The organism is Gemmata obscuriglobus, assembly GCF_008065095.1.
Classification (GTDB): domain Bacteria; phylum Planctomycetota; class Planctomycetia; order Gemmatales; family Gemmataceae; genus Gemmata; species Gemmata obscuriglobus.
The window spans coordinates 1461184-1479952 of record NZ_CP042911.1; the positions used below are offsets into that span (position 1 = coordinate 1461184).

The window sequence follows — 18769 nt, forward strand, 5'->3', positions numbered from 1 at the left end:
CAACCCAACACTCGCCTCCGATCTGGACGTGTCCCGGCGGAGGCATGCCACCAGCACCAAGCCTACCAGCCCGTACTTCAGCGGTCGGCCTTCAACTACTTCTGTTCGGTTACGGCCTTGCGCCGGTCCCGCCACCGGAGCGCCGGCAGCTCCACTGCGTAACGCATCGCCAGCGCCGCGACCAGAGACACGGACCAGAACGCGAGCACTTTGATCGGCCAGGCGGCGCTCACGAACTTCATCACTACGACCGCGATGACCGGGTGCAGCAGGTAAATCGCGTACGACAGGGCCGCAACGCCGGACGCCCCCGGAACCCGCAGGTTGCGCCACGGCCCCGCGGAAATGCCGGCATAGACCATGGCACCAAAGATCAGCGAGAGCGGGAGGAATCGCTGGTCCTTGAACCACTCCGGCTGGTCGGCCCAGACGTAAACCGCAAGGGCCGCGGTGGCGAGCAGGCCGAGGAACGTCGAGGTGGCGGCGCTGCGGCCCGGTCCCAGGGTCGCGATCAGCAGGCCCACCGCGAGTCCGTCCATCCGGCAATACGGCACGCCGTACCCGGGCGTGTGGCTGCCGGCCGCGCCGTACATCCCCAGCGCCGCCCGGCCGGCAACGGACATCACGATTGCGCCGCAGGCGATCAGCCGGAGGGCCGCCCGCGCGGGAACGCGCAGCCGCAGCGCCCCCACCACCAGCACCGGCAGGATGAGGTAGAACAGCTCTTCTACGCAAAGCGACCAGGACCAGGCGAACCGCATGTTATCGAACCCGATCAGCGTTGATTGCATGAAGACGAGGTAGCTCCACCGCGGCGACCACGACCCCGCTGCCGTATAAACGAGGTCGCCGAGCGCGATCAGGGCCAGCATGACGTAATAGGCCGGGAGCGTGCGCATCCAGCGGCGGTACCAGAAGCGCCGGACGTCGAGCCGGCCGCTCGCCCCCGCTTCACCCAGTACGATCGTCGCGATCAGGTAGCCGCTCAAAACAAAGAACAGGTCTACGCCCGCATCTCCGGATGACAGGAGCCTCCCGATATTTGGGTTCAGGTGCTCCGGCAGGTATCCGCCCCCGTGCGTGTGCCGCAGGACGACCCACACGATCGCCGCCGCGCGAAGCACGTCGAGTGCCGGGATGTGTGTCCGCGGTGAAACCGGACTGGGTGCGGGAACGCCGTTACTCATGAATGGCCTCTGACACGCTGTGACTACAATGATGTAATTTTATTGATTCGTGTGATTGTTAGGTTTTTAGCCCGAAAAGGGGGGCGCTGGCCGGGTGCAGCCGCGCGCAACCCGCCGTTCCGCAGGGCACCCCGACGGCCCCGTGCGTAACCGGCTCAATAAGGCCATATTTATTGATGTGAACATAATTCGTGTTTTGGATGTGGTCCGGCGGCGACCGGCGCGGCGCTCAGGGCCGCGAACCGGGCCACGCGCGCACCGCGACCGCGGACGCGGTGAACACCCGGTAGAACTGGACCTCCAGGCAGAGCGTCCAGTACGCCACGTCCAGCGCGGTGTAACCCAGGACCTCCTGCGCGTACACCATGTGCGCGAGCAACTGGTCGAACGAAACCGTGGTGTTCTTGAACAGCCCCACCGCGTGCCCGCCAGGATGCTCAGCGTAATAAACGTCAGCATGGCCCAGCACAGGGACACGGTCCGGACCAGCCTTCGCAGCACGAAACGGAACCCGGTGCCGGGCGTGAACTGGTACCGCTGGGCGGTCGACGCGATCACGTACCCGCTGAGGGCGAAGAACACCGGCCCCCCCAGGTGGCCGCACCGCGTCACCGCGAGAACGGCCGATCCGGCGGGACCGGCGGGCACCTCGAACAGGGCGAAAAACTCCGTGTAGTGGAACAGCACCACCGCCAGCGCGGCCGCGCCCCGGAGTGCATCGACGGCGGGCAGACGGTTCACGCGGGCGATCTCCGGTCAACTCCGTGGCGGCTAGTGGTGAGTTTATTGTCCCGCTTGTGCGGCGGCGAACGCGGGCACGCGCCCGGCCGCTCCCGAGTTATGCGGCGACGGTCGGGCGCGGAGCGGTGGCGCCGGCGGTAAGCCATCGAACCCACCGTGCGAAGTTCCCCAATGGTCGCCGGTTTCGGACGGGGGCGCTCAGCAAGTTTACAACGGGTCCGTCCGGGTCCGCCTGCCGCGGCGCTTTCTGTGTGGGCATACCTCGTTACTCGGCAGCCGCGGCTCGCCGGAACGGGCGCCGCCGCGGGGTTCAGGTGCCCGGTTACGCGGCGTTAACACGGCTTCCGGGCGGAAACAGCCCATGTTTCCTAAGTTAAACAATCGAGTTGGCGAGCGTGCGATAGTCATTTGCGCGACTGTGGACATTTCTTTTGCCGGCCCATTTTCCGCGTCAGGCGGACCCCTATTTCCGCCCCCCGCCCCTCGCCCGCCGGCCGGCGGGGGGCAACGCGCGCTACGGTCGTGGGTGTTCCCCGAATCGTCACCCGGAGACCGAGGATGTCCCGCGCACGCCGCGCCTTCACGCTCATCGAACTGCTGGTCGTCATCGCGATCGTCGCCCTTTTGATCGGCCTGCTGCTGCCCGCCGTTCAGAAGGTGCGCGAGGCCGCCGCCCGGATGTCGTGCAGCAACAACCTGAGGCAAATCGGCCTCGCCCTGCACACCCACCACGAGGCCGTCGGCTACTTCCCGAGCGGCGGGGGGCACTGGACCAAGCCGCCCACCTACGTCGGCAAAACCCCGGCGTGGCTCTCGTCCCAGAACGCCGGCTGGGCGTTCCAACTGCTCCCGTACCTGGAGCTGGACACGGCGTACCGGAGCGGGCCGTCGGTCGTCTCGGTGGTCGTGCCGGGGTACTTCTGCCCGGCCCGGCGCGCGCCCCTCGCGGTCGCCGGCCGCGGGCTGATCGATTACGCGAGCGCCACCGGTCCCGGCGGCGGCGCGGAGGAGGCGGGGCCGTACTACGGGGTGATCGTGCGGAACCCGCTGCGGACCACCACGGAGTCCGTCACCGACGGGCTGTCGAACACGCTGGTGATCGGCGAGAAGCGGCTCCACACGGAGCGGTACCAGACGGGGGACTGGTGCGACGACCAGGGGTACGCGGACGCGTGGGACAACGACATCGTGAGCCTGACGGCGGCCCCGTTCGGCCGGGACCGGGCGCAGAACACCGGGTACGAGTTCGGTTCCGCGCACCGCACCGGGATGAACGCGGTGTTCGGCGACGGGTCCGTCCGGCACGTCCGGTACGGGCTGCCGACCGACGTGCTCGTCGCGCTGGGGGACCGCCGGGACGGCCTCAGCCCCGCCACCGAGTGACCGCCCGCGGGCCGCACCCGGGCGTTCGGGCGCACGCTTGGGAAGGCCGTTTTTGACAGGATCGACAGGATTAACAGGATGAAGACAGGCTGATTTTAAATCCTGTTCATCCTGTCGATCCCGTCAGAACGGTCTTCGCATCCCGACTTTGGCTGCTGCCTTCGTGGCACAGACATTCCTGTCTGTGCGGCCTTCAGTCGCCGCACAGACAGGAATGTCTGTGCCACAAGAAACAGACACAACCACCCGGCCCGTTCGGAGGTGTGGGTGCCCGCACCTCCGAACGGGCCGTGACCGAGCCACGGCCGCGGTCCGGCATCAAGCGATGCGGTCGATGGTGAGCGTCGCCCCCGCACCAGGCGCCAGCGTCATCACCAGGGGGGTGGCGCTGTTGTTCCGGAGCGTAACCACATCGCCGGCAGCGAAGGTCACTGTCGTATCGAGTACGACCTGCCCGGTGGCCGTGAGCAGCGGGGTCGACCCGGGGCGCGAGGAGCCGTTGACCGCAAATGCGATCGCCGCACCCACGCCGGCGGTGTAGTTCAAGATCGCGGTCAGCCGGTACGTTCCGGTCGTATTGACCGTGAAGGTGGTGGTCCCGGCGGTGTGCGTAACATCACCGCTGATGGCGGCGCCGTTGTTCGAGAAGGGAACGTCGGCCCCGCCAACAACGGTCGAGTCGGCAATGGTGGCGAGCTGGTAAGCCGAAAAACTCGCCGACACGCCCGCGCCGTTCGTGCCGTTCGTGCCCGCCGGCCCTTGCAGCCCTTGCGGCCCCTGCGGCCCTTGCGCGCCCGGGGCGCCATCCACGCCATCCGCACCATCCGCTCCGGCCGGTCCCGCCGGCCCTTGCGGTCCCGCGGGGCCGGTGCCCGTGGGCAGCAGGCCGCGGATCGCGAGGTCGAAGTACTCGGCCGTAGCGACGAACCGTGACGCGATCACCTCGACGCGCACCCCGGACTGTAACTGGCCGACCCAGTTGCTCACGCCGGCGCTTTCCCCCGTGCGGCCGAGCAAATCGACGTACAGCTCGTTCACCACCCGGGTGGCGCGCTCCTGGCTCGCGTACACGTCGCGGGCCACCTGCAGGCGCGACACACCGGACTGGAGCTGGGCCGTCCGGGTCGCCAGCTCGCCGCTCCCGATGTCGCGCCCCAGGGCGGCCTGGTAAAGCGCGCTCAGGTAGCCCGCGTTGGTGCCGCCGCCCTTGAGCTGGAAGAACTCGTCCGAGGCGGCGATGGCGGCCCGGATCTGGTCCTGCGTCATCCCCTGGCGCAGGCCGGTGATGAAGCCCGCGGCCCGGTCGCCCGGCGCGCGGCCGAGCAGCTCGGCGAACGCTTCGGTCACCTTGAACGCCTGGCCCTCGTCGGAGTTCTGAATCTCAAGCGCCACCTGTGCGGACGTCGCGCCGGCGTCGAGCCGCTGGGCGTAGTACACCTTCCCGGTTTGGTCGATGTCGCGGCCCAGGAACTCGCGGTACGCGGGGTCGATCGTCACCACGTCCGCGGCGCTCGGGACCGACCGATCTTCGAGGGCCTCGAATCGCAGGGGGGAAGCGGCGCGGGGGGCTTGGGGCGCTCGGCGGGTGCTCCAGAACTTCATCAGAAACCCTTTCGATTTCGGAGACTCAGGGGTGTTGACCACTCGGGTGCCTACTTGCGTTCGCGAGTCGCTCAGGCGGTACAGGAAACTAGATCGCGAAGCCGAAGTGGTCAATAAATTAGCGCCGTAAATCGTTGTTAGCGCTGCTCTTGTGATGAAGGATGATAATTCGCGCCGTGGCGCAATCTGAATGGCGCTGCTCGTCAGCGGTGCGGCCCCGCGCCCGCCGCGGTCTCAGACATGAACCCATCTGCGGTGTCGCTTGTGTTGACGAGCCGCGACCGCCAGGGATCGGTGCCACGTACCCGCTCCCTGGCGGTCGCGGCTCGTCAAGAAAGCGACATCGCAGGTGGGCACGTGAATTCGGAACGGGGAGCTTGGCGCGACGGGGGCGGCTCGGACGTGACGAGGCGTGGACCGGCCGCGTGACGGGCGAAGCGCCGCCGCGGGATCGCGAGAGGTGATCGAAACGCTGCAGTTCTGTAAACGGGCGAGTCGCGGGGAGAGGAGGTGCGGTCCGGCTTCTAACGGGTTGTTGCTACCGTGGTGCCTTGCTTGGACCACCACGGGGCCACCCGCCAGACGCAGGTGTGGCAGGCGCGGCACCGCAGCGCGTGGACGCACACCAGCCGCAGGGCGCGGAGCTTCGGGTTGCGCCGCAGCCAGAAATCCCGGCTCTGACACTTCGGACACGATCGGCTGAAACCAAGCATGTTATTGTCCTAGGTGAAATTCAGGGCGGTTTTCATCCTTGTACTCACACATACCGAACAAGTCGAGTTGAATTAAGCTTTTTTAATTTGCCTCTCCGCGGTCGTGATATTGCACGCCGGCTGCCGCAGCTCACGTCTCGGACCGCGGCAAGGGGCTTGTTTCATACACGTACACGGTGGTCGTGTCGCATTTCTTGACGAGCCGCGACCGCCGGGAGCGGTGGCACGTACCGCGCTCCCTGGCGGTCGCGGCTCGTCAGAAAGTGACACCCACGGCGGGCTCATGTATCAGGCCCCGTTACACGTGCCCGGTGCCATCAGATAGATGGGGAGCGTTACGGCTCCGGGTCACGAGTCGTCCGGTCAGCAAGTCGTAACGTCACGAACCATCATTCACACCGGATCTGTGACCTTACGACTTTCGACGATCGGACTTTTGACCCGAAGTCCTTCCGGGTTCGGGTTAAACCGGGCGTTTCTCGGCGTTACCGGTTCCGGGCGAAGTGGCGAGCCGCGCGAGTGATCCGGACTTTGTACCGCATCGGCCCCCAAGTTGGAACCGGAATCGGAAGTAACCGCATTGGGCCGGTCGATTCTCGGTCGCCCGGGGAGCCGGGAATCCCTTCGGTACCGGCTTCCGGTGGGGCAACAACGGGACATTAGCTGTCGGTTCGGGGGCCGTTCGCTGGTCGCCCGCTACCACGGAATCCCGGTGTTAAAACCCGGAATGGTGGCCGAACGCGAACCGGCCGGAACCGAGAATACCACGCCCGCCGCGACGTAACGTGCTGTTTGTGTGAGGATTTGCGGAAAGTTGCTCGCGGCGGTGGTGCCGCGGCTTCCGGCCCCGGCCGGTCTCGATCGCCCCTCTCCGAGGGGAGTCGAACTTCCGGTAGCGATTCCGGAGTTCGACCGGATGGAGCTGGGTGCCCGTACCGGGACATGAGTTCCGCCCCGCGCGCCCCGTGCCCTCCGTGTAACCGGGGCACGACCCGCCGTCTCGTCGTTCACGTCTCGCTGCCATCGGCCGGGGGTAACACGGAGCCCCGACCCATGCGCCACCTTCTTGTGCCCGTCCTCGGACTGCTCGCGCCCGCCTGGGCGGTTGCCCAGCCGCCCGCGCCCCAGACCATCGACCAGCTCGCCGACCAGATCGCGGGCATCCGGCGGCAGCGCGCCGAACTCGACAAGGCCGAGGGCGCGGCGCTGGCCGGGATCGCCGCCGAGCTGAAGCGCCAGCGCGAGCTGCTGGAGAAGCTCGGCATCGACGGCCCCGCGCCGAAGCCGCCCGCGCCCCCGGCGCCGCCCGCCCCCGCGGACCCGCTGCGGGCGCGGCTCAAGGTGGCGCTCGACGCCGGCGCCGGCACCGCCGCCGAGAAGGCCGAGTGGGCGCGGGACCTGGCCGCGCTGTACCGGGCCGCCGCCAAGCTCACCGCCGAGCCCGGGCTGACCACCGCCGGCACGCTGCGGCAGAAGCTCAAGGAGGCCGCCGCCGCGCTGATCGGCGAGGCCGCGCTGCGCGAGGTGCGGCAGGCGGTCGCGGCGGAACTGGCCGCCGTGCTCCCCACCACCGACGCGGACCTCACCGCCGAGCAGCGGGCCGCGGCCGGGGAGCTGTTCCGGAAGCTGGCCGCGCACCTGGACGAACTGGCGAAGTGAGCCGCCGCGGTTCCCGAAACGAACCCGTCCGCCCCACTTTCTTAACCCCCAACACGGAACCCCGAATGAGCACCGACATCATGCGGCAACCGGACCCGGAGCGCCGGGAGCGGCTCCGCCGGCTGGCAATCCTGGCCCTGAAAATCATTCTGCCGCTGGTGCTCGGCACCGGCGTCGGGGTGCAGGTCGCGCCCGAGCGGGTGCGCGAGGTCGAGGTGCCGGCCCCGGCCCCGGTGAGCCCGCGGGCAGAGGAGTTCGAGTACGTGCCCACGCAGGGGTGGGTGCGCGACGACGACGCGATCCGCGCCAACCTCGATCCGGCGCGGACCCTGCACTTCGACGCGACCCCGGCGGGCCGGGCCGCGCTGGGCGACGACGACGTGTACCTGTGGCGCGCGGTGCGCCGGGCCGCGCGGCTGCCCGAGTCGGCGTACCCGAACGTGAACCAGCAGAGCGTCGGGTGCTGCGTGGGGTGCGGGTGGAAGCACGCGTGCGACGTGGTGCAGGCCACCGCCATCGCCCAGGGGGCCGCGTTCGAGTGGAAGCCGGTCAGCGCGGAGGTGATCTACGCCGGCTCGCGGGTGCGGGTGGGGAAGGGGCAGATCAGCGGGGACGGCTCGGTCGGGGCGTGGGCGGCGCAGTGGTGCCGGGACTTCGGGGTGGTGCCGATGGAGCGGCACGCGCCCGCCGACCTCACCGCCTTCAGCCCGGCGCGCGCCCGCCAGTGGGGGCAGCGCGGGGTGGGGGTGCCCGACCAGTTGGAGGCGCTGGCGAAGGCGCACCCGGTGAAGCAGACGGCGCTGGTGCGGTCCGCGGCCGACGTGAAGCGGGCGCTGGCCCAGGGGTACCCGGTGGCGGTGTGCAGCGACCAGGGCTTCACGATGAGCCGCGACGAGCAGGGCTTCGCCCGGCCCCAGGGCAACTGGGCGCACTGCATGAGTTTTATTGCGTGGCGCGGCGGGACCCGGCCCGGGGCGTTCTGCCTGAACTCGTGGGGCGACGCCGCGCACACCGGCCCCGTGTGGCCGCCGGACGCCCCGGCCGCCGGGTTCTGGGTCGATGCCGCCGTGGTCGATCGGATGGCCCGCCAGGGGGACAGCTTCGCCCTCTCCGACGTGCAGGGGTTCCCCGCGCGGCGGGTGCCGATCGACTGGTTCGTGAGCCGCGCGCCCGGGGGCCGCGACGGGGCCGGGCGGCCGGCACTCGGCGCGCTGGCGTGGTGAGCCGCGTAACCTCGGGCCGGCGCGGGTCCGCCCCGCGCCCCTTCTGGTGTCTGAAATTCCTTGGGAGGTTGAGATCATGCGAACCGTGTACCGCTCGGCGCTGGGCGCCGCGCTCCTGATCGCCCTGGCCGCCCCGGCGCGTGCGGCCGACCCCGACGCCGCGCGGGACCGCCGCGCGCGGGTCGCGCTGGCGCTGACCGGCACGCCCGCGGGCGCCCCGGCCCCGGCCCCGCGGGCGGTCGTGAAGGACTACGCCGCGGGCTACAAGGCGGCGGCCGAGTCGTCCCGGCCGCTGGTGGTGTTCGTGGGGTGCAAGGAGCCGCACCCGGCCCCGGGGGCGGTGGTCGCGCGGACCGACGCGCTGGGCGACGTGACCGGCCCCGCGGCGGTGGTCGGCTACCCGGTGGGCGGCACGCTGTTCGTCCACACGGTCATGGCGTGCCCGGTCGAAGACGGTGCGCTCAAGACCGCGATCGACGGGGCGGCGAAGAAGATCGACCGCCCGGCGCCGAAGCCCGCCGGCGACAAGCCCGCGCCGAAACCGCTGAGCTGGGAGATCCGCGCGGCCGCCCCGCCGACGTGCCCGGATTGCGAGACCTGCCCCCACTGCGGGAAGAACCTGAAGGACACGCCTGCGAAGGCCGTGGATGCCGAATGCTGGGACCGCGACGGCTTCCCCCTGCGGCGCACCGCGCGGGGCACCTACGAGCGAGTTCCGGGGGCGGCGGCGGTCGCGGCGCCGGACCCGCCGCCGATTTCCGGTCACCCGCTCGCACCGAGCTGCCCGAACGGGCGCTGCCCGCTGCCCCGCTGACCCGTGTTATGGGTGCGGGTTTTCCCGGTTCGACCTGGGGAAAGCCCGGGTAGCCGGAAGCTCGGAAAATGCGATCATTCACACCCGCGTGTTCGTGTACTCATGCCGCTCGCCCCGGTGTACTCAGTTCCTTACCCACAATTCATTAAGGTCGCGATGAGTTACCGGGGAGTTGCGCACGAGGTCGGCGGGTCGCTTTCGTCCGCGGTGCGGTTTCACGGCACACCCGCCTGGGCCGATGCGGGCGCGTCGTCCGGCCGAGCCGAGGGGCCGGTGCGTCCGATCCCGGGTGAGGGCGAATGGCCCCAGCAGGAACTCGACGCCCGCAGCCCCGCGCCGCCCGTACCGGGCGCGGGGGGCCTGACGGTGCTGGTCGTGGACGACGACCCGGACGTGCTGAACCTGATCGCTATCGTGCTCCGCCGGGCCGGGCTCGAAGTGGTGACGGCCCCGTCGGGGGCCCAGGCGGTCGCGGCGTACCGGGCCGGGATCGACTTCGCGCTGATCGACATCCGGATGCCCGTCCAGGACGGCCCCCAGACGCTGGCCGCGCTCCGGCGGCTCTGCCCGCACCTGCGGGCGGCGTTCGTGTCCGCTTCGCCGGACGCGCTCGAGCCCTCCGCGGTGCGTGCGCTCGGCGCGTCGGCGGTCATCCGCAAGCCGTTCCCGAGCCTGGACGCCTTCGTGGCCCAGGTGCGGGCGCTCGCCACCTGCTGACGCCGGCGGGCGGTAGAATGCCCGCATGATTCACTTCCGGTGCTGGTTCTGAGACGGCACCAAGCGGACGGATCGCCCTAACATCTTACACTGAATCACTTACGGCACAACGCCAAAGCGGTACTGTATTGCCGTTCATCATGAAAAATACCGGAGAAAATGGCGGTTGTGCGTCGAAAGGTGTGGCAACTGCCATACCTGCCACATGTACACTTATTACCTTGTTCCAACTCGGTGCGCGAAACGAAAACACCCGGCATGGGCCGGGCGAATGGTGCGGAAAGAGTGGGTCAGGAATACCGTTCTAAGAGTCTGTCGAAAGTCCCTTTGGCGTCTGGGGGCATCCAATTCCACTCTCCGACACACTCAAGCATTTTCTTCACCATCTGCTCCCGAGTCAGAATTAGTACGGCTTCCGCACGATACGTTTGCAGGTACACATCACGAGGGTAGAACCTCTGTAAAACTCCATCGAATATTATGTCATCTGTGACTTCGACCCAAGAATGCGGGATAGGAACAAGCGGCCAATCCGGCGGCCAGTAGAATCCCTGCGCGAAGCGAATGCGTTCCGCAGAAAACGGTGAGGGTGCGGGAGCGTTATCGAGCACAAAATAAAAGGCTCGCTCGTGGCAACGCGTTGGGTAAACATAGGCTGGGGTGACGCGTTTCCACCTTACGCCGGTGTCAATCTCGTACCCGTCGAATGGGTCAGTGCGTGCTGCAAAAAAGGCACTTCGCTTCTTTCGCGTCATCATGCTCGCTGGCCTCTGGAATCCCCTTCGGTTGAAGTGGCTCGTTTCATAACCGCACAAGACCGATTGCGGAAGGTAAGCACGGACCCTGCGAAGCCGACAGGGCCGCCCGACGCGCCAGGATGCCCGCTGATTCGGTCAACACCTCCTCAATAATGTCCAACTCGTGAAAAGCAGCCGGCGCGGCCTCGCGTAGCGCCTGCGTGTCCGGGTCGTCGTTGAACGCCTCGATCCTGCGCAACACGGCTTCGATCTCCCCCAGCACGGGCGCGAGCTTCGCCCATCCCGTCGTGAGGTCGCCCGCCTTCTTCGCCTTCCCGCTCTTACCCTTCATCGTTGTGCCCTCAGTGGTGTGATTGGGGTTACTTCGTTCCGAGCTTCGTTGCGTGGCACCGCGGGCAGAACAGCCAGCGTTTCGGGTGGTAGCAGATCGGCCCGTTGCACTTCGGACACACGACGTTCGTTAGCGCGACGCTGCGGGCGGCGCGCACCTTCGGCACGGGCTTCCGTTTGGTAGCCATGTGGAATCTCTGAGTTGTGTTCAGGGGAATGGCCGCGGCGAGTCTCACGGCCTGCGTCAGGTCCTGTTACACGCCCTTCAGTTCGCCGCCGGCCGGTTCGTCCGCGATCGTCGCGACCAGTTCGACAGCCTTCGGCTTCGGCACCTTCACGACGAGTTTCACCAACCGCGTCGCCTCGCCCGCTGCCGCCTGAAGCTCGTCAGCCGCTTTCGCGACTTCGTAGTCTCCGGCCTCGCCCACCAAAACCCAAACCTGGACTTCGACCAGTTCCGCGGGCATCTCTGCGCACTCCGAAGTTCGTGAGGAGAGGGCCGGGGAACCGTCCCCCCGGCCGCGGTTGGTGTCAGTAGGCGAACAGTTGGACCGGGTGCCGGTAGTCGGGGAGCAGGCGCCCGGTGTTCGCGTCCATTACCTCCACGCTGGTGGAATCCACCATCCGCACGAACCGCACCCGGCAGTTGTCCAGCGTGCAGAACAGCGGGTCACCGTGAACCACCGTCTTCTCAACCCCGTCCCGCGTCTTGAACTTGGCTTGCATCTCACATCCCTTGCGTTCGTGTCGTTCGGCACATCCGACAGCGAAGGAATGCTAGGCACCCACTTGGGTGTACGTCAAGTGAGTGTACTCCATTTGGGTGTAAATCTTACCGGGATCGCAACGAACACCCGATTGACGTAGACTCGGCGCAGTCACTACACTTGAGCGAGGCAAGCCGATGGAGCCGCAGTCGATGGGTCTGAAAGAGAATCTGAAACGGTTGCGGGCCGCGAAGGGCTGGACGCAGGCGCAAACCGCAGAGGTGGCGGAAGTGCCGTTTCGTAGCTACCAGAACTGGGAAGCGGGCACCCGGGAGCCGCGAATTGATGCGTTGCCGAGACTGGCAGCGGCACTCGGAGCAACCGTTGACCAACTTCTGGCAGACGTCGAGCCCACCGAAGAGAAGAAGTAAAACCGCTCGTTTTTGTCGAACTCCCGCCCTCACCCGCGAATACCCTCCGGTCACCCTCTGGAGGTTCGCTGTACAGTGGACCCCATTGTCTAGACCAAAAAGTTGCTATCCTTCGCTACTGTTTCGTCGGGGCCTTCGTGGCTCCGACGCCATACACCTGAGCCGGGGTGCGGTAGTCCAGGGACTGGTGTAACCGCTCGGTGTTGTAGAACCCGAAGTACGCCCGGAGCCCACTCTCCAGGGCCGGCACCGACTCGTAACCCTTGAGGTACACGTCCTCGTACTTGACGCTCCGCCACAGGCGCTCCACGAACACGTTGTCCAGGCACCGGCCCCGCCCGTCCATGCTCACCGCGACCCCGGCCCGCTCCAATCGCCCGACCCACGCGGCGGCCGTGAACTGGACTCCCTGGTCCGTGTTGAACACCTCCGGCTTGCCCCGGCCCAAGGCCTCCTCCAGCATGTCCTGGCAGAATGACCCGTCCAACGTGTTGGACAGTCGCCAGGCCACCACGTACCGGCTGAACCAGTCCATCGTTGCGGCCAGGTACATGAACCCGGTGGGCATCGGGATGTACGTGATGTCCGTGCTCCACACCTGATGGACCCGGTCGATGGCCACGCCCCGCAACAGGTACGGGTACACCTTGTGCCCGGACCCGACCGACAGCTTGGGCTTGGGGTACAGGGCCTCCAACCCCATGATCCGCAACAGCCGCTGCACCCGCTTGCGGTTCACCTCGTGGCCCTGGGTGCCCAGCCACGCGGCCAGGCGCCGGCTCCCGTAGAACGGGCACGTCGTGTACTGCTCGTCGATCAACCGCATCAGCGTCAGGTTCTCCGCGCTCTCCGGGGTCGGCTCGTAGTACACCGTCGAGCGGTTCAATCCGATCAGCTCGCACTGGCGCCGGACGCTCAGCTCCGGGTGCTCGGCCTCGATCCGGGCACGCTTGGCCTCAGCCGAGGGCGGCCGATTTTTTTTTCACCCAGTCGAGTTCCACCTTGAGGCGGCCGATCTGCTCGTACAACTCGGTCGTCTTGTCTTCCGGGGGGCCGGTGCCCTTCGCCCCCGAGGCGAACACGGCCTCGGCCCCGGTGAGCAACTGCTTCTTCCACCCATGAATCAGGGTCGGGTGGACGCCGTGCTGACTCGCCAGTTCGTTGATGGTCTTGTCGCCCTTGAGGGCCGCCAGCGCGACCTGGGCCTTGAACGCCGCCGAGTGACTCTTCCGCTTGCCCGCCATGGGTTCCCCTTTCCTGGGCCTCCGGTATAGCTTAACCGGCGGTCCAGTTTTCGGGGTCCACTATATCGTGTCCGACTTCGCCTTTGATGACGAAAGCCCCTCGCGCTACCGCCGCTCATCCCCCGGACCGTCATGGCTTCACACCTTCAGCGCGGTGTTCGCAGGCGCCCTGCTCGCGGGCATCCTGCTGTTGGTCGGGCTGCGCGCGTACCTGAAGTGGTCGATTGAAGACGGCATTGAGAGGATGAAGAACCCGCCCTCGGCTAAGGGGGGATGAGCACTGACCTCGCCTGCGTGTCGTTCTCGTGGTTGAATGCCGACATCCAAGCGGGCAACTGAAAGCTCCGCACTCTCATTGGATTCAGCAATGCGATTCATTCAGACGTGGATCAAGACTATCGGGGCAGCTTGGCCTTGGGCCAAGCGACTCCCCGCGACCATGAAGTTCATAGGTTCCATCTGCTCATGCGTTGGGATTGGCACGCTCGCGGCTTGGTCATTTTGGGGCCGTGAAGTGTCATTCGCTACTTGGCACCTGGCAATCTTACTCGTGGTTGTGATCGCAAGTTTCGGTGGGATCTTTGCTGCCGGCCTCGCCGTTGAGCGAATGTCTCGCCCGCTCGTTTCAGTCGGCCCATTTATCTTTGATGTGCCTTACCGCACCCTCTCTTTGCGGGTAACGAACTGCTGCAAGATTCCGGTTAAGCCAAAGGTGATTATTCGCGAAATCACTTGCGACAACGGAGGGACAATATTTGCGTCGCGAGTTGATCCACATTGGCGCACCAAGCCACTTGGGCAAGACATTGTGCTGCCGGGCGGGGCGCCTGCTGATACGAGTTTGGTTTGGGTCGTTGGAGCTGGTCAAGAACGGCCGACGGGGCTGTATCTGACCCCGCTTGAGGGGGGCGATATTCCGCTTCACACCGGCCCGCCACTTACCGCCGGAACAATGTATGCCATTTACCTGATTGTTACCGCCGAAACGTTAACAGGTGAACAGGGGACGCCACAGAATTACAAATTGTCATTCGTAAGCGATCCGTCTTGTAAGGGAGGCTACCGCATCCATGACATGCAGCTCGCCTGAAAAGGGGATGGTCGCATGCGCCAGAGCAGGTGGAGGTGCGTCACATGACGCACCTCACCGCCTCGCAGGGCCGGCGCAGCAAGTGGCGAGGGAGTCGGATCGGGCGATTCGGGTTCTGGGTCGGGTTCCGGTTCAGGGGCAGGTGAAAACAAGTGTTCACCTGCCTTCATGTCCTTGATGACGCAGCTCTGACTCACTCCCACCGCATCCGCAATCGCCCTGGTGCTCATACCCTTTGCCCGGAGCTTCGCCACCCACTCTGCGCGCCCCTCTTTCGTGAGGTGGCGGATATCCGACACCTGATTGAAGGCTTCGCGAGGTGGTCACAAAGGACCACCTGAGCGGCCCGCCCGTTGCGCAGGAGAAGTGAGCAGGCCTCCATACAGGGATTCGGGCGCTGCGGTCCCGATCGGCCCGTATACGCGAATCTGTGCGAAATAACACGCATCGGGATCGTGAGGGATTTTGCGCGTTTGATGGGCCGATTCCTGTGGTGTTCACTTCTAGACATCAATCCCAACTTGGCGCGCCGTGTGGAGTGATGATATCAAGCGGATGTTTAATCAAAATCCGCATTACAAAAGGACATTGCATGAACGAAGATGTCACGGACACGACCACCACAGAAGTGACGGCAACGGAACTTGCGGAGATGTTTCTTGCTCATCGTGAGAAGTGCGGCGCCAAGCTCACTGTCGCGATGCGTCGATGCGACCCAGCCACTAAGCGATTTACGCAACTGATTGAGGTGCAAGAGCCTGGAGACGTTGCGCGATACGCGCCGGGCGCGGTGATGGGCGATATCCGGAACTTCATTCGCGCGCTGCCGGTCGATACCTGCGGTGAGGAAGACGTGGTCGTTGAATCAATTCACCGCTGCCTTTTGGGGCTGCTCTGGGATTCTCGCAAAATCGCCCCGGAACATAACGTTCAACCTCTCGGCGGTTGTGCGGTCAATGCGGCGAGTCCCCCAACCGCTTCGTAAACGATCAGCTCGTGCATCAAAAGGCTGGGAGGTCGGGGAACCACTCCCCAGCCGCCCGACCCGCGTGGCACTATCGCGGGTTCACGTTAACGCCTTCGGTGCTTCCAGCAGCACGACGACGAACACCATTTGCGACGCCACCGGTCCGCGTCGAACTTCGCCCCGCATCCCTTGCAGGTCAGCCCAATGCGGAGTTCCGCCCGCCGGCTCGATTCTTTCACGTGGCCCGCCTTGGATCGGCACTCAGGCCCGCAGAAGACCGGAAGCGGCCCGCGTCGCGGAACGCGCACGATCGGCCCGGAGCAGTGCGCGCATTTTCGGTCTTCAACGGTACGGCCCACAGATACCCCCCTCCCCTCGGCTCGAAACAGCGGTCACATTTTTTTGTCAGGGGGCACACGGTCTTTTAGCTCGAAGCTGTAAAATCTGACCGGGTATCCCCACCCCCACGGAGCACAAGCAACCAACCTGTCGGGGCGCCCCGATTACCCTTTCGCGTTGCGTCCCAAGCCGCCGTCTTCCCGAACCGTCTTCCTGCTATGGCACGGCTTGCAGAGGCTTCGGAGGTTATCGAGGTCGTGCCCTTTCGGTCCGAGCGGCCCCAACCCGTCGATGTGGTCAACCTCCGTCGCCCCGCAAGTCAGCCCGCGTTCGTCGCAGTCCTCGCACAGGGGATTGCGCGCGAGCTTCACCGCCCGCGTCCGATTCCACCGCCCGTCGTAACCACGCTTCGCCGCAGAGGGGCGCATTGCTTCTGTCGAGACGCCTCGCGGCCGGGTGTTCAGCGTTGGCGGTTTCCTCGGCATACGGGAGGTGGTTTTCCGCCCGCGCTCAACATGTCCTGAAAACGAAAAGCGGCCTGGGACTTGCCCAAGCCGCTCGACAAACTTGACAGCATTCAAAAGATGCTTATGTTTTTGATGATGTATGTTCCAGTGGTCCAAATCTTCGCGGCGATAACCCAGATCGCGCACGCCGCACCCGTGACGTAAAGGGTGCCACAAATGACACGTAACGTCGGCGTTTTCCACGCCAGCGGCCAATAGTGGAGGAGCGATCGCTTAAGCTCGTCGCACCACTTCTCTTGTGAGAATTCCCGTATTCGCGCTGGGCACCAAATGCTGTAGATTGTCGAAGCAACCGCAAGCAATATCGTTGAGGTGAATAAAAGCAGCGTTTGGGAAGGCAGCGGCAATTCGTGAACATAGTGACTCACCCATACACCCCGCGGGCTAGGGCTGTCGGCCAGCTTTTTAACCTGCTCATTATGCCAAGCAATGATGTATACGTAAGATGCGACGAAGGCGAATCCGGTCCAAGACGCACTGAACAAAGGCAGCCGTCCAAACGTCCGAAGTCGCTCCCAGCTACACCACCTTTCCCGCCAATTAATGTCGCAATGATCGAAATATTGTGCATTTGATTCGGGGTGCGTTTTGTCAAGGTGTAAAGACTGTGGCGCACCCTTAACTCTTGACCAAATGCCGTCGGTCAACTTAGCTTCAAAGAAATTTGCTTTTGAGACATCCGCACCAGTCATGACGACATTTTCAAAAATTGTTTGTTGAAGTTTTGCATCAACGAAGTTTGCCCCCGGGATTACCGCAAAGGAGAAACTTGCAGCGACGAGATTGGCGCTGGCAAAGGATGTCATGTGATTCCCTTGGGCGCCACACCACAACGATTTCGGCAGATGCGCCCCCAAAAACGACGCTCCGTTAATGACTGAGCCTTCCATGCTAGCTTTTACAAAAACACAGCCTTCAAAATCAGAACCCGTTAAGTTGGCGTCTCTAAAATTGACATCCAGCCCCCCTATTGATGGGGACCCGCTATAGTGTGCTCGGTCGTTGTCAGCGCTGCGAAATTTTGAACGTTGGAGGTCCGCCTTGGTAAAGATGGCGGCGAAGAGGTGGCAACGATCAAAAATTGCCCCCCGCAGGTCTGCCCGACTAAATATAGCGCCCACAAGCGTCGATCCGGTAAAATCCGCCTCAGGCAAGATGCTATCGGTGAAATCTACGTGGCTTAAATCAAGGTTGGAAAAGTTTGCTTTATTGAGTTGGCAGTGAGTCAAATCTAACCGGTCATCCTCACCTGCCTCCAGACGCCATTTTTTAATTTCTTCATTACCCGCTTGCACAATAGCCAGATGCAATTGGTTCATCACGCACCCAAGTCTTTTTTGGTAAGGCTCACGTAGGAATGGCCTTGCGTTAGGCAACTTCAGATCCCCAGCAACGCCGTGAAGTTCTGAAGTTGAAGGCTCCTGGGCAGTCCCCGGAGAAATACCGGCTCCGCATCGGCTGCGAGCTTGCGCCCTTGCCCGTCCAGCGGGAATGGCCCATCTTCACCGTAAGGCCCCCTCATTGCTCTCCACGTCACGGGATGCTGTCCGTCAGGCGTGGTAGGTAGCTGGACAAGCTCCATCATGCCCGCGTCGAGAACCTCCGGAATCCAAGTTTCGTTTTTGAGCGCCACTTCCACGGCAAACTCAACGAACGCCACGCCGTTTTCGTACTTCGAGCCGGCGCGGGTGCCGCGCACCTTTGCGCACCACTTAGGAATTCCCCGCCACATGCGGTCGTTAATGGCGTTCTCGAATTTAAGCAACTGCTCCCCGGAAATGTACGGGATGTTCCGCGTGAGCCGCCACACGGGCCGGGCGACTTCGATTTGTAACCCGGGGTCAAACGGGAGCTTGGCCGAATTGCGCACCGGTGTGAAGTTCGCCGCGAGGTTCCCGGCCGTGATGACTCGCCACTCGCGCGCAACCTCCGTCGTTGTCTCGAAACTCACCTCCCAGGTAACCGGGCGCAGCAGCGGGTTTTCGGGGATGTCCGCGGGGGACTGCCCGGCACCTTCTGGGCTGGTGCCGTTCGGGAGCGAAGGGTTGCTGTCGTACTTGATCGATACGAGCCAGTGAAACGGAGACTCTTCACTTTGCGCCGCTTCGATCTCGACACACACCGCGAACGGGAACCGTGGGTGCGGTTGCCCCAGGCGGGGGAGCCCCACGAGCGCGGCAGTCCCGACAACGATTTCCTCATCGTCGAGCGGGTTATCGGTAATCACCTCCCACTGCTCGCGGTAGGTGCGCTGCCGGGTGAAGGTGTCCGTACCACCGCGACCGGTCCACGTCATGTTTGCGCTGACGACCGACATTCGTGCCCCCCGTATTGCTT

The 18769-nt window shown here is 64.9% G+C and carries 20 protein-coding genes and 1 pseudogene; 9 read left to right on the forward strand and 12 right to left on the reverse strand.

The features are described from left to right. Positions 1-95 precede the first annotated feature (95 nt). From GobsT_RS06120 to GobsT_RS40945, 3 genes and pseudogenes are all read right to left on the reverse strand, one after another. Positions 96-1187 carry an acyltransferase family protein gene (locus GobsT_RS06120; protein WP_010040466.1) on the reverse strand — a complete coding sequence of 364 codons (1092 nt, stop codon included), beginning with the start codon at positions 1185-1187 and terminating at the stop codon, positions 96-98. Positions 1188-1416: 229 nt separating this feature from the next. Beyond that, positions 1417-1605 carry a hypothetical protein gene (locus GobsT_RS39405; protein WP_010040464.1) on the reverse strand — a complete coding sequence of 63 codons (189 nt, stop codon included), beginning with the start codon at positions 1603-1605 and terminating at the stop codon, positions 1417-1419. Between the two features lie 26 nt (positions 1606-1631). Continuing rightward, positions 1632-1928 (reverse strand): annotated as a pseudogene (locus GobsT_RS40945) (acyltransferase family protein); the annotation flags it as partial. Positions 1929-2486: 558 nt separating this feature from the next. Here GobsT_RS40945 and GobsT_RS06130 point away from each other — a divergent pair. After that, positions 2487-3311, forward strand: a complete 825-nt coding sequence (locus GobsT_RS06130) for a DUF1559 family PulG-like putative transporter (protein WP_010040460.1) — start codon at positions 2487-2489, stop codon at positions 3309-3311. A 318-nt stretch (positions 3312-3629) separates the two neighbouring features. On the opposite strand, the gene GobsT_RS06135 is transcribed toward GobsT_RS06130, so the two are convergent. Continuing rightward, entirely contained in the window at positions 3630-4913 is a 1284-nt protein-coding gene (locus GobsT_RS06135) for a DUF4214 domain-containing protein (RefSeq protein ID WP_010053197.1), read from the reverse strand. Positions 4914-6679: 1766 nt separating this feature from the next. On the opposite strand from GobsT_RS06135, the gene GobsT_RS06140 reads away from it, so the two are divergent. The 4 genes from GobsT_RS06140 to GobsT_RS06155 all read left to right on the forward strand — a co-directional run bounded on the left by GobsT_RS06140 (position 6680) and on the right by GobsT_RS06155 (position 10039). After that, entirely contained in the window at positions 6680-7285 is a 606-nt protein-coding gene (locus GobsT_RS06140) for a hypothetical protein (protein WP_010034406.1), read from the forward strand. 65 nt (positions 7286-7350) lie between these two features. Further along, complete coding sequence (locus tag GobsT_RS06145; protein ID WP_010034405.1) at positions 7351-8508, forward strand: C1 family peptidase; 1158 nt, start codon at positions 7351-7353, stop codon at positions 8506-8508. Between the two features lie 76 nt (positions 8509-8584). Beyond that, the gene (locus tag GobsT_RS06150; protein WP_010034403.1) at positions 8585-9322 is read left to right on the forward strand and encodes a hypothetical protein; all 738 of its coding nucleotides are present in this window, start codon (positions 8585-8587) and stop codon (positions 9320-9322) included. Positions 9323-9478: 156 nt separating this feature from the next. Further along, the gene (locus GobsT_RS06155) at positions 9479-10039 is read left to right on the forward strand and encodes a response regulator (RefSeq protein WP_157506527.1); all 561 of its coding nucleotides are present in this window, start codon (positions 9479-9481) and stop codon (positions 10037-10039) included. A gap of 801 nt (positions 10040-10840) precedes the next feature. On the opposite strand, the gene GobsT_RS06160 is transcribed toward GobsT_RS06155, so the two are convergent. The 4 genes from GobsT_RS06160 to GobsT_RS06170 form a co-directional block, all read right to left on the reverse strand. Further along, positions 10841-11128, reverse strand: a complete 288-nt coding sequence (locus GobsT_RS06160) for a hypothetical protein (RefSeq protein WP_010034393.1) — start codon at positions 11126-11128, stop codon at positions 10841-10843. A 28-nt stretch (positions 11129-11156) separates the two neighbouring features. Continuing rightward, on the reverse strand, positions 11157-11315 hold the full coding sequence (locus GobsT_RS37535; RefSeq protein WP_010034388.1) for a hypothetical protein: 159 nt from the start codon (positions 11313-11315) through the stop codon (positions 11157-11159). A gap of 66 nt (positions 11316-11381) precedes the next feature. Further along, positions 11382-11594, reverse strand: a complete 213-nt coding sequence (locus tag GobsT_RS06165) for a hypothetical protein (RefSeq protein ID WP_010034385.1) — start codon at positions 11592-11594, stop codon at positions 11382-11384. Between the two features lie 64 nt (positions 11595-11658). Next, positions 11659-11853: a hypothetical protein gene (locus GobsT_RS06170; protein WP_010034379.1), complete on the reverse strand. Its 195-nt coding sequence runs from the start codon at positions 11851-11853 to the stop codon at positions 11659-11661. Positions 11854-12031: 178 nt separating this feature from the next. Between GobsT_RS06170 and GobsT_RS06175 the strand changes: the two genes are divergently transcribed. Beyond that, entirely contained in the window at positions 12032-12265 is a 234-nt protein-coding gene (locus GobsT_RS06175) for a helix-turn-helix domain-containing protein (protein ID WP_010034376.1), read from the forward strand. 115 nt (positions 12266-12380) lie between these two features. Here GobsT_RS06175 and GobsT_RS06180 read toward each other — a convergent pair. Next, positions 12381-13509, reverse strand: a protein-coding gene (locus GobsT_RS06180; RefSeq protein WP_417936319.1) for an IS3 family transposase whose coding sequence is annotated in 2 segments (ribosomal slippage) — positions 12381-13229 and positions 13231-13509 — 1128 coding nt in all. Because the reading frame shifts where the segments join, the coding sequence is not laid out codon by codon here. 67 nt (positions 13510-13576) lie between these two features. On the opposite strand from GobsT_RS06180, the gene GobsT_RS06185 reads away from it, so the two are divergent. The 3 genes from GobsT_RS06185 (at position 13577) to GobsT_RS06195 (ending at position 15584) form a co-directional block, all read left to right on the forward strand. Continuing rightward, positions 13577-13786 carry a hypothetical protein gene (locus GobsT_RS06185; protein ID WP_148087621.1) on the forward strand — a complete coding sequence of 70 codons (210 nt, stop codon included), beginning with the start codon at positions 13577-13579 and terminating at the stop codon, positions 13784-13786. A 90-nt stretch (positions 13787-13876) separates the two neighbouring features. Beyond that, the gene (locus tag GobsT_RS06190) at positions 13877-14599 is read left to right on the forward strand and encodes a hypothetical protein (RefSeq protein WP_148087622.1); all 723 of its coding nucleotides are present in this window, start codon (positions 13877-13879) and stop codon (positions 14597-14599) included. 592 nt (positions 14600-15191) lie between these two features. Beyond that, positions 15192-15584, forward strand: a complete 393-nt coding sequence (locus tag GobsT_RS06195) for a hypothetical protein (RefSeq protein WP_148087623.1) — start codon at positions 15192-15194, stop codon at positions 15582-15584. Between the two features lie 485 nt (positions 15585-16069). Here the strand turns inward: GobsT_RS06195 and GobsT_RS40950 are convergent, their stop codons facing one another. The 3 genes from GobsT_RS40950 to GobsT_RS06210 form a co-directional block, all read right to left on the reverse strand. Continuing rightward, the gene (locus GobsT_RS40950; RefSeq protein WP_063744555.1) at positions 16070-16390 is read right to left on the reverse strand and encodes an HNH endonuclease signature motif containing protein; all 321 of its coding nucleotides are present in this window, start codon (positions 16388-16390) and stop codon (positions 16070-16072) included. A 92-nt stretch (positions 16391-16482) separates the two neighbouring features. Continuing rightward, positions 16483-17751: a pentapeptide repeat-containing protein gene (locus tag GobsT_RS06205; protein ID WP_071529232.1), complete on the reverse strand. Its 1269-nt coding sequence runs from the start codon at positions 17749-17751 to the stop codon at positions 16483-16485. Between the two features lie 59 nt (positions 17752-17810). Continuing rightward, positions 17811-18749: a hypothetical protein gene (locus GobsT_RS06210; protein WP_010034368.1), complete on the reverse strand. Its 939-nt coding sequence runs from the start codon at positions 18747-18749 to the stop codon at positions 17811-17813. Between the last annotated feature and the right edge of the window lie 20 nt (positions 18750-18769).

Excerpts from the sequence above, each read along its gene's own strand:
- GobsT_RS06120 (WP_010040466.1), bottom strand. The coding sequence starts at position 1,187 with ATGAGTAACGGCGTTCCCGCACCCAGTCCGGTTTCACCGCGGACACAC.
- GobsT_RS06130 (WP_010040460.1), top strand. The coding sequence starts at position 2,487 with ATGTCCCGCGCACGCCGCGCCTTCACGCTCATCGAACTGCTGGTCGTC.
- GobsT_RS06135 (WP_010053197.1), bottom strand. The coding sequence starts at position 4,913 with ATGAAGTTCTGGAGCACCCGCCGAGCGCCCCAAGCCCCCCGCGCCGCT.
- GobsT_RS06140 (WP_010034406.1), top strand. The coding sequence starts at position 6,680 with ATGCGCCACCTTCTTGTGCCCGTCCTCGGACTGCTCGCGCCCGCCTGG.
- GobsT_RS06145 (WP_010034405.1), top strand. The coding sequence starts at position 7,351 with ATGAGCACCGACATCATGCGGCAACCGGACCCGGAGCGCCGGGAGCGG.
- GobsT_RS06150 (WP_010034403.1), top strand. The coding sequence starts at position 8,585 with ATGCGAACCGTGTACCGCTCGGCGCTGGGCGCCGCGCTCCTGATCGCC.
- GobsT_RS06155 (WP_157506527.1), top strand. The coding sequence starts at position 9,479 with ATGAGTTACCGGGGAGTTGCGCACGAGGTCGGCGGGTCGCTTTCGTCC.
- GobsT_RS06160 (WP_010034393.1), bottom strand. The coding sequence starts at position 11,128 with ATGAAGGGTAAGAGCGGGAAGGCGAAGAAGGCGGGCGACCTCACGACG.
- GobsT_RS37535 (WP_010034388.1), bottom strand. The coding sequence starts at position 11,315 with ATGGCTACCAAACGGAAGCCCGTGCCGAAGGTGCGCGCCGCCCGCAGC.
- GobsT_RS06165 (WP_010034385.1), bottom strand. The coding sequence starts at position 11,594 with ATGCCCGCGGAACTGGTCGAAGTCCAGGTTTGGGTTTTGGTGGGCGAG.
- GobsT_RS06170 (WP_010034379.1), bottom strand. The coding sequence starts at position 11,853 with ATGCAAGCCAAGTTCAAGACGCGGGACGGGGTTGAGAAGACGGTGGTT.
- GobsT_RS06175 (WP_010034376.1), top strand. The coding sequence starts at position 12,032 with ATGGAGCCGCAGTCGATGGGTCTGAAAGAGAATCTGAAACGGTTGCGG.
- GobsT_RS06190 (WP_148087622.1), top strand. The coding sequence starts at position 13,877 with ATGCGATTCATTCAGACGTGGATCAAGACTATCGGGGCAGCTTGGCCT.
- GobsT_RS06195 (WP_148087623.1), top strand. The coding sequence starts at position 15,192 with ATGAACGAAGATGTCACGGACACGACCACCACAGAAGTGACGGCAACG.
- GobsT_RS40950 (WP_063744555.1), bottom strand. The coding sequence starts at position 16,390 with ATGCCGAGGAAACCGCCAACGCTGAACACCCGGCCGCGAGGCGTCTCG.
- GobsT_RS06205 (WP_071529232.1), bottom strand. The coding sequence starts at position 17,751 with ATGAACCAATTGCATCTGGCTATTGTGCAAGCGGGTAATGAAGAAATT.
- GobsT_RS06210 (WP_010034368.1), bottom strand. The coding sequence starts at position 18,749 with ATGTCGGTCGTCAGCGCAAACATGACGTGGACCGGTCGCGGTGGTACG.